The sequence below is a fragment of the Psychrobacter sp. PP-21 genome, assembly GCF_033790785.1.
Taxonomy (GTDB): Bacteria; Pseudomonadota; Gammaproteobacteria; order Pseudomonadales; family Moraxellaceae; genus Psychrobacter.
Window position 1 is genome coordinate 48,128 of sequence record NZ_JAMYEB010000015.1, and the last position, 13,878, is coordinate 62,005.

The 13,878-nt window shown below is 42.3% G+C and carries 13 protein-coding genes and 1 pseudogene; all 14 read left to right on the forward strand.

The genetic code is table 11. The features are described 5' to 3' along the window. Positions 1-58 precede the first annotated feature (58 nt). Positions 59-688 (forward strand): DUF411 domain-containing protein, encoded by a 630-nt coding sequence (locus NJD71_RS11045; RefSeq protein ID WP_025645678.1) that lies wholly within the window; start codon positions 59-61, stop codon positions 686-688. Positions 689-755: 67 nt separating this feature from the next. Further along, the gene (locus NJD71_RS11050; RefSeq protein ID WP_319052020.1) at positions 756-2,453 is read left to right on the forward strand and encodes a copper resistance system multicopper oxidase; all 1,698 of its coding nucleotides are present in this window, start codon (positions 756-758) and stop codon (positions 2,451-2,453) included. A gap of 25 nt (positions 2,454-2,478) precedes the next feature. Further along, a complete protein-coding gene (locus NJD71_RS11055; protein WP_319052022.1) occupies positions 2,479-3,612 on the forward strand; it encodes a copper resistance protein B in 1,134 nt (377 codons plus the stop codon). Positions 3,613-3,848: 236 nt separating this feature from the next. Further along, positions 3,849-4,322 carry a DUF305 domain-containing protein gene (locus tag NJD71_RS11060; protein ID WP_201600871.1) on the forward strand — a complete coding sequence of 158 codons (474 nt, stop codon included), beginning with the start codon at positions 3,849-3,851 and terminating at the stop codon, positions 4,320-4,322. 150 nt (positions 4,323-4,472) lie between these two features. Continuing rightward, a complete protein-coding gene (locus tag NJD71_RS11065; protein ID WP_319052023.1) occupies positions 4,473-4,628 on the forward strand; it encodes a hypothetical protein in 156 nt (51 codons plus the stop codon). A 115-nt stretch (positions 4,629-4,743) separates the two neighbouring features. After that, positions 4,744-7,353: a copper-transporting P-type ATPase gene (locus tag NJD71_RS11070; RefSeq protein ID WP_319052024.1), complete on the forward strand. Its 2,610-nt coding sequence runs from the start codon at positions 4,744-4,746 to the stop codon at positions 7,351-7,353. An 80-nt stretch (positions 7,354-7,433) separates the two neighbouring features. Then, positions 7,434-7,718 carry a Sec-independent protein translocase subunit TatA gene (tatA, locus tag NJD71_RS11075; RefSeq protein WP_011959992.1) on the forward strand — a complete coding sequence of 95 codons (285 nt, stop codon included), beginning with the start codon at positions 7,434-7,436 and terminating at the stop codon, positions 7,716-7,718. Positions 7,719-7,773: 55 nt separating this feature from the next. Continuing rightward, entirely contained in the window at positions 7,774-8,145 is a 372-nt protein-coding gene (gene tatB / locus NJD71_RS11080; protein ID WP_319052027.1) for a Sec-independent protein translocase protein TatB, read from the forward strand. Positions 8,146-8,258: 113 nt separating this feature from the next. Then, on the forward strand, positions 8,259-8,975 hold the full coding sequence (tatC, locus tag NJD71_RS11085) for a twin-arginine translocase subunit TatC (RefSeq protein WP_371532759.1): 717 nt from the start codon (positions 8,259-8,261) through the stop codon (positions 8,973-8,975). Positions 8,976-9,150: 175 nt separating this feature from the next. Further along, positions 9,151-10,443, forward strand: a complete 1,293-nt coding sequence (locus NJD71_RS11090; RefSeq protein WP_071001775.1) for a hypothetical protein — start codon at positions 9,151-9,153, stop codon at positions 10,441-10,443. A 104-nt stretch (positions 10,444-10,547) separates the two neighbouring features. Next, the gene (locus NJD71_RS11095; RefSeq protein WP_025645701.1) at positions 10,548-10,874 is read left to right on the forward strand and encodes a DUF6122 family protein; all 327 of its coding nucleotides are present in this window, start codon (positions 10,548-10,550) and stop codon (positions 10,872-10,874) included. A 124-nt stretch (positions 10,875-10,998) separates the two neighbouring features. Then, positions 10,999-11,421 (forward strand): ion channel, encoded by a 423-nt coding sequence (locus NJD71_RS11100; protein ID WP_201611663.1) that lies wholly within the window; start codon positions 10,999-11,001, stop codon positions 11,419-11,421. Between the two features lie 111 nt (positions 11,422-11,532). Continuing rightward, positions 11,533-13,017, forward strand: a complete 1,485-nt coding sequence (locus NJD71_RS11105) for a leucine-rich repeat domain-containing protein (protein WP_201600860.1) — start codon at positions 11,533-11,535, stop codon at positions 13,015-13,017. A gap of 370 nt (positions 13,018-13,387) precedes the next feature. After that, positions 13,388-13,764 (forward strand): annotated as a pseudogene (locus tag NJD71_RS11110) (transposase); the annotation flags it as partial. Positions 13,765-13,878: the final 114 nt, after the last annotated feature.

Sequence of the window (13,878 nt, forward strand, 5' to 3'; positions counted from 1 at the left end):
TTATAGGGTATAAATCTTTAGAAGGTTCAACAGATAAGCAGACGCTTAGGAGTAAGTTATGAGACGCTATATAAATATAATGGGCAATGGACATAAAAAGGTATCAGCTTCTGCTCTTTTACTAGTAGCAACGTCAACAGTAATGGCTTGTAGTCAGCCCGATACTAGTGTTTCAAATTCTACTCAAACTGAGCCAACGCTTGCCACCAAAAGTGCTCAAATAGAGCAACCACAACCGCAAATGATGTCTGTCAGTGCTAATTCAGGTACTGGGTCGACAATTCTACAAAACGTCTCGGCTACAGTTTACAAAGATGCTAATTGTGGCTGCTGCAAAGAATGGGTAGGCTATGCCGAAGGTCATGGTCTAAGCGCAACTGCGCAAGACGTTACAGATTTATCTTTATTTAAAGAGCGTTACGGTGTCCCGCAGCAAATGCGCTCTTGTCATACCACCGTCACTACTAATGGTTATGTTTTTGAAGGTCACGTTCCTGCCAAATACATGGCACAGTTTCTAGCCAATCCGCCAACTGATTCCATCGGTCTTGCGGTACCGAGTATGCCAGTTGGTAGTCCGGGCATGGAATATCAAGATAAATTTATGCCCTATAAAGTCATGCAATTGAACAAGGATGGCAGCACTCAAGTGTATGCGGCTATTGAGTCGCCAGCGCAGCAGATGTAGTTCTATTAATAAGTTATCAGATATATAAGTTCAACTCTCATTTCATGGATTAACTTAGGTCAATATTATGAATAAAAACAGATTTAACCGCAGGCGTTTTTTGACAGGGTCATCCACCTTGCTCGGCGCGTCGATGCTATCCACACTACCGACGATGGCTAATAGTGCTTTAACTAAAAGCCAAAATGTCGTAGTCAATAGTGATAGAGCCGATCACATTGTACCTATACTAACGGGTAATGAATTTGATCTTTATGTCAGTGAGAAGATGATAACGGTCAACGGCAAGTCAAGCATGGCAACGCTGATAAATGACTCACTGCCTGCGCCAACGCTTAAGATGCAAGAAGGCGATACGGTCACCATTCGAGTCCATAATCAGCTGAATGAGTCGACCTCTATTCACTGGCATGGCCTCTTAGTGCCGTTTGAGATGGATGGCGTACCGGGTATCAGCTTTGATGGTATTCCTGCGGGTAGCACCTTCACGTACAAATTTAAACTGACACAGTCAGGCACTTATTGGTATCACTCGCACACTGGATTCCAAGAACAAACCGGTATGCGCGGGGCTATTGTGATTGAACCTAAAGGGCGCGAACGCTATCCTATTGAGGAAGATCACGTTATCCTGCTTAGTGATTGGACGCATCGCGATCCGCATAATCTGCTAAAACTACTTAAGCAGCGTGCTGACTTTGATAATTATCATCTGCCAGACTTTAAAAAGCTATTGTCCGATATTGCCGCTACGGATCTTGAGGCGGCTTATGATAAACGTAAAATGTGGAACCAGATGCGCATGATGCCGACTGATTTTACTGATTTATCTGGTGAGACCACGTTTACTTATCTTATGAATGGTAAAACGACAGCGGCTAACTGGACGCAACTTGTCAAGGCTGGACAGCCTGTCAAACTACGCTTTATCAATGGCTCCGCGCAGACGATATTTGATGTACGCATCCCCGGCCTAAAAATGAAAGTCGTCGCGACGGATGGGATTGATGTCGCGCCCGTTGATGTCGATGACTTCCGTATCGGGGTGGCCGAGACTTATGACGTCATCGTCACCCCAACCCGTGACGCGCATACCATATTTGCCCAAAACATCGATCGCACCGGCTTTGTCGCAACCACGCTTGCCACTAAAAGAGGCGCTCGCGCTGCCATACCTGCTATGGATGATGTTGAGTGGCTAACTATGTCCGATATGATGGGGGCTATGGGTGCTAATGGCTATGATGCCCGTCATGCTAAGACCGAATATGACTTTAAGACAGATATGCGCGTCGATAGTCCACGGATGAATCTCGATGATCCGGGTATTAATTTGCGTGATATTAATCGTAAGGTTTTAACCTATAACCAACTGCATTCTGTTGGCAATGAAATAATGGCCGAGCAGCGCAAGCCCACTCGAGAGATTGAAATACATCTAACCGGTAATATGGAGCGCTATATCTGGGCACTCGACGGCATCATGTTTAAGGATGCGCCGCCTGTCAATATCAAACCGGGCGAGCGTGTGCGTATTACCTTAGTCAATGACACTATGATGAACCACCCTATGCATCTGCATGGTATGTGGAGCGATTTGCGCACGCCTGATGGCGATTTTCAAGTTCGCAAACATACGATAATGGTGCAACCAGCGCAAAAAATTAGCTTTGATGTCACAGGAGAAGCTGGTCGCTGGGCATGGCATTGTCATCTGCTCTATCATATGGAAGCCGGGATGTTTAGAGAAGTTGCCGTTGTTTAATAAACCTTCGAATATGAGCCTTATTATGAAAATATATAAAGTAGGTCTACCGTTTATTGGCATGTCATCTTTGATGCTACTAATGTCACCTTTAGCAAACGCTGCTGAGATGTCGAACATGGATCATGGCAGTATGGACATGTCTGGTATGGATATGTCAGATATGGATCACAGCAGCATGGATATGTCGGGCAATATGTCAGATATGGACCATAGTGGCATGGATATGTCAGGCGATATGTCGGATATGGATCATAGTGGTATGGATATGTCAGGCGATATGTCGGATATGGATCACAGTGGTATGGATATGTCAGGTGACATGTCAGATATGGATCATAGTGGCATGGATATGTCGGGCGATATGTCAGGTATGGATCACAGTAGTATGGACATGTCAGGTATGGATCATAGCAGTATGAATATGGATATGTCTGGAATGCAAGGCGGCGAACCACCTCCTAATGCTCGTAGTCCCGACTACTCAAATGGTGTTGACTATGGACAGTATGGTAAACCGGTAATGATGGGTAGCTTACCGTTATGGGGTGTGTCAGTAGAAACTTTGGGCTATCAGTTTGAGAATGACCAAATCGATTTTGAAGCTGAAGGCTGGTACGGTACTGATAGTAATCGTGTCACTCTACGCAGTGAAGGTAGTGCTCAAACTAACGATGATAAAGAGATCGATAGTCTAAGCTCACTCGCTTATTGGAAGCCGCTCGGTATCTTCTGGAATGGAGAAGCGGGTATTGCTTATAATACTGAAAACGATAAGTCCGCAATCATGGCAGGCATTGCTGGTACGGCGCCGTACTTCGTTGAGACTGACGCAAGAGCTTATCTATATACTGATGGTCAAGTCCAGCTTGATCTTGGGGCAGCGTACGAGTGGCGCTTAGATCAGCGTTGGGTGGTCAGACCAGAGCTGGAGCTGACTGCCTTTAGTAAAGATGATACCGATAACGGTATTACTAAAGGATTTAATGAGTTTGAAGCTGAAGTTAGGCTGGCTTATGAGACATTCAGTCGTCAGCTCGCGCCTTATGTTGGTTTCAGCTACGAGAGCGCCTTGGGTGATGCGCGAGACTTACGTCGTCAAGAGGACGAAGACGTTGATTCTAATAGTCTGACTGCTGGTGTGATGTTTTGGTTCTAGGTTCCTAGTTCTAAATGCACAAATATCTCATTATTTAAAGTGCTGAGATTAACGTTAGTATGAACCTTGATACTATTACTAACGTGTTAACGACTAAACAAGCACCTTCCAATAGGTGCTTTTTTGTTAAATTCTTATTTAGCTAAATTTAATAAGTATATTAATGGTTTGACTAAGCAACTAAAGATCAATTTTAAATTGGCTTAACCATATAACTATAAAAAAGGAGTAATCGCATGAACAACGATATGAACCATAAGCAAAAAATGAATCCTTATGTCAAATTTGGTCTGATGATTCTGACCTCCACCATCGTCATGTACATCATGATGTACTTTAATACGTATAAATGGGATCACGTCTATTTTAGTGAGACCCGTGCTTATATGGCGCTATATATGGGTGCGATGATGGCCGTTATCATGCTTGCTTTTATGGGTAATATGTATAAAAAAACTAAAGTTAATCTAATGGTTTACGGCTTGAGCGTGGTGTTGTTTGCTTTTGGATTGTGGGGTGTGCGCTCACAACAAACAGTCGATCAGGTCGATTGGATGCAAGCAATGATACCGCATCACTCGATTGCTATTTTGACCAGTTCGCGTGCTGATATCGAAGATCCACGTGTACGTCAGCTTGCTGATGAAATTATCGAAGCCCAAAGACGTGAAATCGCTGAGATGCAAGCACTTATTGATGAATTGGAATAGGCAGTCACAAATTTTGAGCACTTTGTATTAGGTGTTATTAAGTAAGCAGACTATTGAGAGGTGTACGTTCACACACTAGCACTATATCATTACTTATACTAAGGAAATAACAAATAAGGAGTCCTTGTAATGGTTATTATGATGCACAGTATGATGAACGGGACTATGCACGGCATGATGAATGGATCGATGTACGGTATGGGTTGGGGAGAATCTATTGTCTCCTTATTGTTTACAGTACTGGTTTTTGCGGTACTGATATTGACTATTATGGCCTTACTCAAATATTTGCGTAATAAAGATTAAGTTCCAATTGAAACTTAATTTTCGAGATATCTAGATTAGTAATTAGATGAATAGCAATTAAAGGTTGATGATTGTGCTTTAAAAGCTTTATTTATTGTCTTCAAGGAGTGGTTTTATGAAACATATTGCCGATGAAAAATCTATCAAAGGTGGTCAGTACGATAAAGTACCAGAAAATTATAGTGGTACGGTTTATATCTGCCCGATGCATCCTGAGGTTAGAGATACTGAAAAGAGCGATTGTCCGATATGCGGCATGTTTCTTAAACCTGAAGACGAGGTTGCTGAATCCAACAACCATGAAGATAGTCATGCGCATTGTCATGGAGCGGATGCTAATAATAGTAATGAGGTAAATTCTGTCGAAGACGATAAGTACGACAAGATACCGGAAAATTATAACGGCACGATTTATATTTGTCCTATGCATCCAGAAGTAAGAGATGTTGAAAAAAGTGACTGCCCAATATGTGGCATGTTTCTTAAACCTGAAGACGAAGTTGCTAAAGATGATAGTCACGCTAGCTGTCATGGAAAGGATACTGATAGTAGCGGAGTAAAATCTGTTAAAGGCGGTAAATACGATAAAGTACCTGCTGATTACGATGGCACGGTATATACCTGTCCTATGCATCCTGAAGTGAGAGACGTTAGAAATAGCGGTTGTCCGATATGTGGTATGGCGCTTGAGCCCGAAACGCTTACTATCGGTGAAGAGGACACCTCAGAGCTTGACGACATGACTCGTCGTTTTTGGATATGTACCGTGTTGACTGTACCGCTATTAATATATGTGATGAGCGGTATGTTTGGAGTTGACTTTAGTCAGTATGGTATACCTTCACAGGTTTTACAATGGGCTGAGTTAGTGCTCGCGACCCCTGTAGTGCTTTGGGGCGCCGCCCCGTTTTTCGTTCGTGGCTGGCAGTCTATAAAAAGCCGCAATCTAAATATGTTTACTTTGATTGCGATAGGCGTAGGCGCTGCTTATATTTTTAGTATTGTCGCGACCTTTTTTCCCGATATTTTCCCAGACAGTTTCAGAGATGCCTCTGGTCAAGTCGGAGTCTACTATGAAGCAGCAGCTGTCATTGTAACCTTGGTGCTACTGGGTCAAGTATTAGAGCTCAAAGCCAGAAGTCAAACTTCAGGCGCGATTCGAGCATTGCTTGAGCTCGCACCACCAACCGCAAGACGTGTCGATGAAAACGGTGAAGAAGTCGAAGTCTCGCTTGATGAGGTCGTCACTGGCGATAAGCTACGGGTTAAACCAGGTGAGAAACTACCCGTAGATGGTACAGTGATCGATGGTAATAGTAGTGTTGATGAATCAATGGTGACGGGTGAGCCAATCCCTGTATCAAAAGTAGCAGGAGATACAGTGACTGGTGGTACGGTAAATGGCACCGGAACGCTATTAGTCGAAGCGGTCAATGTTGGAGCAGATTCAGTATTATCTAAAATTGTACAAATGGTTGCTGAAGCCCAGCGTAGCCGCGCGCCTATCCAGCGCTTGGTAGATCAAGTGGCGGGTTGGTTCGTACCTATTGTTATTGTCACCTCTATCATAACCTTTATTGTCTGGGCGATATTCGGCCCTGAGCCCGCTATGGCCTATGCTTTGGTTAACGCGATTGCGGTACTGATTATTGCTTGTCCTTGTGCCCTTGGTCTAGCGACGCCGATGTCCATTATGGTTGGTACCGGCAAAGGCGCGCAAAACGGCGTCCTCATCAAAAATGCTGAAGCGTTAGAGAGTATGGAAAAAGTCGATACCATTGTCGTCGACAAGACTGGCACATTAACCGCTGGTAAGCCCGAGCTTACCGCAATTGATGCGCAGGTAGGTCAAGATGAAGACGAGTTCCTCGCATTGGTAGCCTCAGTAGAAAGCGCTAGCGAGCATCCTTTAGCAGAAGCTATCGTTAGAGCAGCTCAAGAAAGATCACTCATTATTCCTAAAGCTACTGACTTTAATTCGACTACTGGCGAAGGCGTACAAGCCGTGGTCGATGGTAAGAAAGTCGCTATTGGTAACTCTAAGCTTATGGAAAGCCTAAATAGTTTTGATAATGAGCTGTCCACTAAAGCTGATGTCCGTAGAAAAGACGGTGAAACGGTAATGTTTGTGGCTATAGACGGTAAAGCTGCTGGTATTATTTCAGTTGCTGACCCTATTAAACCAAGCACCAAAGAGGCTATTTCACTGCTTCATGACGCGGGACTAAAAGTCGTCATGCTAACGGGTGATAACGAAAAAACCGCGCAGGCAGTCGCCAATAAATTAGGTATCGATGAAGTCCATGCCGACGTCTCACCAGAGGACAAAAACCGTATCGTCAAAGAAATGCAAGACAGCGGTAAATTGGTCGCTATGGCGGGTGATGGTATCAACGACGCACCAGCGCTAGCGCAAGCTAATGTTGGTATCGCTATGGGAACCGGTACCGATGTGGCGATGGAGAGTGCGGGCATTACCCTGCTAAAAGGTGATTTAATGGGCATTGCCAAAGCTTATAAGCTTAGCCGCGCCACCATGCGCAATATCAGACAGAATCTGTTTTTTGCCTTTATCTACAATGCACTTGGTGTTCCTATTGCCGCAGGTGTGCTCTATCCCATATTTGGGCTTCTGCTCAGTCCGATGATAGCAGCGGCAGCGATGAGCTTGTCGTCATTCTCGGTGATTGCTAACGCGCTGCGATTGCGCCGTTTGAAACTATAATTCTGGTACGGTAAAAAGTGTTCTAAAGCACACTGACACATACTGGTCTAAACAAGATCACAAAATATAAGGATACCGTTATGGGCAGCTTTTCTATTACACATTGGCTGATTTTATTGGTCGTAGTGGTGGTCGTATTTGGTACTGCCAAGCTTAAAAATGCAGGTAAAGATTTAGGCGGTGCGGTGAAGGGTTTTAAAGAAGCGGTCAAAGATGAAGAACCCGAGAATGCTCGCAAAAATCATGTGCTTAGCCATGAAAATAGTACGCCAGCTGCAAGTAATGATTTAAATACGCGTGTAGGTAATCAGGCTGATGATATGGAAATCAGCCCTATTTCCACTGATGACCAGCCTAAAGTATGAAGCGCGCCGCTTATAAATAGCGGCACTAAGTAGTCTATTAATATATGTGACTGTTATGTTTGATATTGGGTTTTCCGAATTACTCTTGTTTGGCGTCATTGCTTTAATCGTATTGGGCCCAGAAAAACTGCCGCAAGCCGCACGTACCGCTGGGCAATGGTATGCCAAATTGCGTCGCACGATTTCAACCTTACAGTCTGATATAGAGTCTGAGCTTGATTTGGCTGAGACACGAAAACAGATGCAAAATGAGCTTGCAAAAATCCGTCAGACTGAGTCAGATATGAAGCGTGAACTAGCAGAGATGCGCGGTAGTATGCAAAAGTTTGAAGACTCGCAGAATCAAAGCTTAGACGCTTCACATCAACCAACCGATCCTCATCAGCCAAATATTTCTTCTTCACCTATAGAAAAGGTGAATGAATGAGCTTATTTAAACGCCAAAAAAATCGACAAAAAAAGTTAGCGGATACAAATATTAAAGCCCCAGACACTGCCCATAGTGATGAGGCTGATAATGTGCTGAATGCGCTCAGTGATATGCCTATTACTGAACACTTGATTGAACTACGCAAGCATCTCATCAAAATATGCGTAGCCGTTTTGATTGTTTTCTTAGCATTGGTAGGGTTTTCGCGTGAACTCTACAACCTTTTATCAGACCCTCTAGTTGCACAGTTGCCTGCGAACTCGACTATGATTGCCACTGACATTACCTCAAACTTTATGGCACCTATTCGCTTGACAATTTTCGTTGCTGCATTTGTAGTGATGCCTTATATTCTGTATCAAATTTGGTCATTTATAGCTTCTGGCTTATATAAAAAAGAGAAGAAAATTGCCATTCCTGTGCTGTTTTCTTCGATATTTCTATTTTATACGGGTGTTGCCTTTGCCTACTTTGTGGTACTCAAAGGCGTATTAAAGTTCTTTATCCTATTCGCTCCGCAGAATGTCATACCTATGACCGATATTGATAGTTATCTGAGCTTTGCACTCAAGTTGTTTATGGTGTTTGGACTGACTTTTGAGATTCCAGTGGTTACTTTACTATTGATAATGGTCGGTATCGTATCCACTCAGAGTCTAGAGAGTAAGCGCCGATATATCATTGTTGGTTGTTTTGCTGTGGCAGCTGTAGTTACACCACCCGATGGGGTGTCAATGCTATTGCTAGCGATTCCGATGTGGCTACTGTTCGAGTTAGGTTTGTTTTTAGCAAAAGTGCTAATCAAAGAAGAGCATAAAACTGTTTAACCTCGCAAAGTAGCTAATTTATAAACTAGATATATTGCAAATTAAGTATCTTGCAAAATGACTATTTCGTAAAGTAACTATAAAAATAACCTTATCTTAAACATTTAAGACACTTTTTTTATTTTGGCTGTCCCCTAAACCCTATCAGTACATTCAACTTAGTAATGAGATTTAAATGGAATCCCTAATTAATAATAAAAACAAAACGAATGATAATCTGGCAAATCAGCTTAATCAAGAGTGCTATTGCCGTACTTTAGATCGTAAAGCGCTTAATAACAGCCTGCAAGATCAATTAGTAAACACAAGAGATAATCCACTAGGAGCCAATGAGCTTAATAAGCTGTTTTCAGCGACACCGGTGTTCGTCCCTAAGACAGAGATAGAAGCAATGGTGCGAATCATCGCAGCTATTGAGTCGACTGCTAGACTACCGTCATATCAACAGCAAGTACTGTCGTGGGCACCCAATATCGCGGCTTTCGATCCGGGGCCAATAGGGGCCTTTATGGGTTATGACTTTCACTTAGGGAGCGATGACCCCAAGCTTATTGAGATCAATACCAATGCTGGAGGCGCATTTTTAAACGTAGCACTTGCCCGCGCACAAAAACACTGCTGTCGCCCCTCAGAGCAAAGTGTTGCTACTACTAAAATGCTTGATGGGTTTGAAGAAGCGGTCGCTAATATGTTCATACAAGAATGGCAGCGACAATCGGCAACTAGCATGCCCAATCGCATTGCTATTGTGGATAATGAGCCCAAAAGCCAGTTCATGTATTTGGAGTTTCAGCTGGCCTGCCAACTACTTCAAGCTAAAGGCATTGATACCGTTATACTCGATCCGTCTGAGCTTAACTATGCTGATGGTGTACTGACAGCTCATAGCAAGCCCATTGATATGATCTATAATCGGTTAGTCGATTTCGCCTTTGAAAACCCCAACCACGCCGTGCTTAAAAGTGCCTATTTAGAGGGTGCGGTAGTAGTAACCCCCAATCCGCATGCCCATGCTATATTCGCTAATAAGCGCAACCTGACTTTACTATCCGATACGCAAACTTTGCAGTCGTGGGGACTAGGTGATGATGATGCAGAATATCTAAAAAAGTCAGTACCAACTACCAGAATGGTTACAAAAGAGGATGCAGCAGAATTATGGCGTACTCGGAGACAATTGTTTTTTAAGCCAGTAGCTGGTTATGGTAGTAAGGGCGTTTACCGTGGCAGCAAGATTACCCGCCGCGTATTCGAGACTATTTTAGATGAAAGCTATATTGCGCAGACCTTTATCCCTGCTACAGAGCGATCAATAAAGATTGATGATGTGGTGACGACTAGAAAGGTAGATATACGTCTTTATACCTATGCAGGACAGCTGCTACTAACTGCTGGGCGTATCTATCAAGGCCAAGCGACTAACTTTCGCACACCAGGGGGTGGCTTTGCGCCTGTTTTTCAAGTCTGAACATAGCATGAACATGTAGCTTTGGCTTCTTAAGTAACGTTTACTAGTTTAATTATTCTGCATACCAACTTATCAATAAAACATCATGCTGAATTGGAAAGATGATGATCCAAACCGTTATCCACTACTTCCTGCATTTTGGCATGCCGTTGATTATTGCCTATACTTTTTTTCGTGATGATTACAAACGAGTATATTTGATTCTTTTAGCAACCATGCTGGTAGATTTAGATCACTTGCTAGCAACACCTGTTTTCTTACCTGATCGCTGTAGTATTAATTTTCATCCATTACATACTTACTATGCAATGGCAGTTTATGCGGCTATGCTATTTCTACCAAAGCCCTATAGAATAATTGGTCTAGGATTGTTACTACATATGCTGACTGATTCAAATGACTGCGTAATGACCTATCTGAATAGACTCTAGTGCTTATGCGTAGTCGTTAGCTATAGTGAAAAAATTATACAGGATTAGTTAAAATAAATAGGGTAATCTTCCTTTAATGTCGTTCCTTCCTCAAAAAGGATAAAAAGTGATTCTGGCAATTATAATGGCAGCGATTCTAATCGCTGTCTGCACAGCAATACATTATGGCGTATTAAAATTCTCGTCACAGTTTGTGACGCCGTCGCGCCATCCGGGACACTGCCTTGGGGTCGCAGTTGCCTCAATCGTGCTGGCTCATATCCTTGAGGCACTGCTTTATGCGACTGGCTTTTGGGTTGCTGTGCATAACTTTCAGGTTGGTGACCTCGTCTCGTCCTCATCCAACGGCAGTGCCTCCCTTACCTTTATGGACTACTTTTACTTCTCGCTAGTTAACTACACAACGCTTGGGCGAGGTGACCTCATGCCTAACGGACATCTTCGATTTATGACCGCGATGGAGGCCTTCCATGGTTTCCTACTGATTACAATGTCCGGAACCTTTGTGCTGCAGATCATGAATGGTAAAAAACCCCTTGCAAATTAGCTAAAGACTATCTCGACTATGTGTAGCATAGGGCTGCATAAACCTATGTCAGGATACTAACGTTATTCTGGCATAAGAAAAATAGTTCAAGTTGTTATAAGGAATAAAGCTATGAATCCAAACAATAATAACTACCATCAGGACATTCATCAGTCTGATACTTCTAATAAAACATTAAATACTAATGACAACTGGATTGAGAAAATATGGGCGTGGGCAGATGAGTTTGAGCTCAAGCATTCTGAAATTCCTCGTAATAAAGAATCACTGTTAGCCCTAAAAAAGCTAGAGATCTTAGAGCCTGAACATGATGAGCAACACTCAAAAGACGTCTATAGAATAGCCTATCTACCCGATGAGCTTACCAACCTTACAAATCTAGTAGATATAACTATCAGTGGCATATGTTCAAGTCATTTACTGCCCAATATCGGTAAGCTCACTAATCTAACCAAACTGTCTATTAGTCACTCTAAACTTGTCGCATTACCTGAGAGCATCGGGCAACTGAGTTATCTTACTGAACTCTTTATTGATCAAAGTGAACTCGAAGCGCTACCTGATAGTATTGGACAACTTCATAACCTTACTAAGATGTTCATTGGTCGCTGTCAGATTCAATGTTTACCTGACAGCATTGGACAGCTTACTAAGCTTACGGTACTTGATATAGTTCACTGTGAGATTGAAGAACTGCCTGACAGCATAGGGCAGCTTATTAACCTCGCTAAGCTTTTTATTAGTTATTGCCCGCTCAAGCACTTGCCTGACAGCATAGGGCAACTCAAAAATTTAAATGACCTTGATCTTATTAACTGTGATCTCAAAGACCTACCTAGTAGTATTGGACAGCTTACCAACCTCAACAAGCTTTATATTAATCGTTGTCGTATTAAAGAGTTGCCCGCCAGCGTTGGACAACTGAGCAGTCTTACAGAGCTTTTTATTACTCATTGTGAGCTTGAAGAGCTACCTGATAGCATAGGCCAGCTTTTGAGCTTAACTCACCTTGACCTGCTTCACCTTGAACTAACGGAGCTACCCGATAGCTTTGGACACCTCATTAACCTTGCTGAGCTTAATATTATCAACTGTAAACTTAAAGTATTGCCTGATAGCATCGGACAGCTCGTTAACTTAACTAAGCTCAATTTTAATCACTCTAAGCTTGAAGTCCTACCTGATAGCATAGGGCAGCTTATTAGCTTAACTGAGCTTTTTATTAGTCATGGCAAGTTTGACAAGCTACCTGATAGCGTAGGTCAACTTACTAATCTAGAGAAGCTTTATATTAACCATTGTAGCCTCAAAGAGCTGCCTGAAATCATAGGGCAACTTAAGAGTCTGACTGAGTTTTTTATCAGTTATTGTAAATTGGGCAAGCTACCTAATAGTATTGGTGAGCTTAATAATCTTGTTAAGCTTGAGCTTGTTTATTGTAATCTTAGAAACCTGCCAGATAATTTTACACAGCTGAATAGTTTGAGATGTATCAATCTTACTGGTAATCCTCTTGATAGGCTTTCTCCGAGGGTGAAATGTTATTTACGTTCTATTGATACAGTCTACGGTTGGGATAAACAATCATACTCTTAGCGGTCGTGCGATATTCACATCATATTCTTAGCAAACTTCAAACCCTAATATTAACAACCTCACCTGAGTAAAATATCAATTTAAACGAAGGTTACTAACGCTATATATAGCATAGTGTTAGTAGCCTTTTTTAATGTCTCAAATGCACAAAATATAAGCGCATATATACCATGAAGTAAGATTTATAGCCCCTCAATAGTTGAGTTTTTGACATCTAACAAATTATGATTTCGCTCGTAGAAATTCATCAAATCCTCATTAATAATGACAGTGTGGATTCCTGATAAGATTATTATTGGAGAATAACTTAGCACACACATTGAACCGCCCCGGTATTGTCGGAGACTTAACATTCTGAGAGAATACGACAATGAAAAGACAAACCTACACTCCTGAAATGAAAGAGCGCGCCGTCCGTATGCTAATTGAAGCTAAAGACGATTACCCATCCACCTGGTCAGCCATCAAAGCCATAGCGCCAAAGATAGGTTGCACGCCTGAGACCCTACGATCATGGCATAAAAAGCACATTGATAAAACCATTCCTGCAAAGATTCAAGCTCAAAGCCAAGCCGAGCGCATCAAAGAGCTTGAACGTGAGAACAAAGAATTAAAACAAGCCAATGAGATCATAAGGAAAGCAGCCGCTTTTTTCGCCCAGGCGGAAATAGACCGCAAACCTTAGTGATGGTTCAATTCATCGACGAGAATAAATCTATTTATGGCATTCTAGCTATAGTCAATCTTAGATAAAACCGATACAATATTTATAACCAATTCATTTAGTGAAATAAACGATGACCTATTCAATCGACTTTCGCAAACAAGTGTTACGAAGCATTAAAGACGGCATGACCATTA

What these genes read in the sequence shown, in the direction of transcription:
- NJD71_RS11045 (WP_025645678.1), top strand. Translation starts at nt 59, where the DNA reads ATGAGACGCTATATAAATATAATGGGCAATGGACATAAAAAGGTATCA.
- NJD71_RS11050 (WP_319052020.1), top strand. Translation starts at nt 756, where the DNA reads ATGAATAAAAACAGATTTAACCGCAGGCGTTTTTTGACAGGGTCATCC.
- NJD71_RS11055 (WP_319052022.1), top strand. Translation starts at nt 2,479, where the DNA reads ATGAAAATATATAAAGTAGGTCTACCGTTTATTGGCATGTCATCTTTG.
- NJD71_RS11060 (WP_201600871.1), top strand. Translation starts at nt 3,849, where the DNA reads ATGAACAACGATATGAACCATAAGCAAAAAATGAATCCTTATGTCAAA.
- NJD71_RS11065 (WP_319052023.1), top strand. Translation starts at nt 4,473, where the DNA reads ATGATGAACGGGACTATGCACGGCATGATGAATGGATCGATGTACGGT.
- NJD71_RS11070 (WP_319052024.1), top strand. Translation starts at nt 4,744, where the DNA reads ATGAAACATATTGCCGATGAAAAATCTATCAAAGGTGGTCAGTACGAT.
- tatA (WP_011959992.1), top strand. Translation starts at nt 7,434, where the DNA reads ATGGGCAGCTTTTCTATTACACATTGGCTGATTTTATTGGTCGTAGTG.
- tatB (WP_319052027.1), top strand. Translation starts at nt 7,774, where the DNA reads ATGTTTGATATTGGGTTTTCCGAATTACTCTTGTTTGGCGTCATTGCT.
- tatC (WP_371532759.1), top strand. Translation starts at nt 8,259, where the DNA reads ATGCCTATTACTGAACACTTGATTGAACTACGCAAGCATCTCATCAAA.
- NJD71_RS11090 (WP_071001775.1), top strand. Translation starts at nt 9,151, where the DNA reads ATGGAATCCCTAATTAATAATAAAAACAAAACGAATGATAATCTGGCA.
- NJD71_RS11095 (WP_025645701.1), top strand. Translation starts at nt 10,548, where the DNA reads ATGATCCAAACCGTTATCCACTACTTCCTGCATTTTGGCATGCCGTTG.
- NJD71_RS11100 (WP_201611663.1), top strand. Translation starts at nt 10,999, where the DNA reads ATGGCAGCGATTCTAATCGCTGTCTGCACAGCAATACATTATGGCGTA.
- NJD71_RS11105 (WP_201600860.1), top strand. Translation starts at nt 11,533, where the DNA reads ATGAATCCAAACAATAATAACTACCATCAGGACATTCATCAGTCTGAT.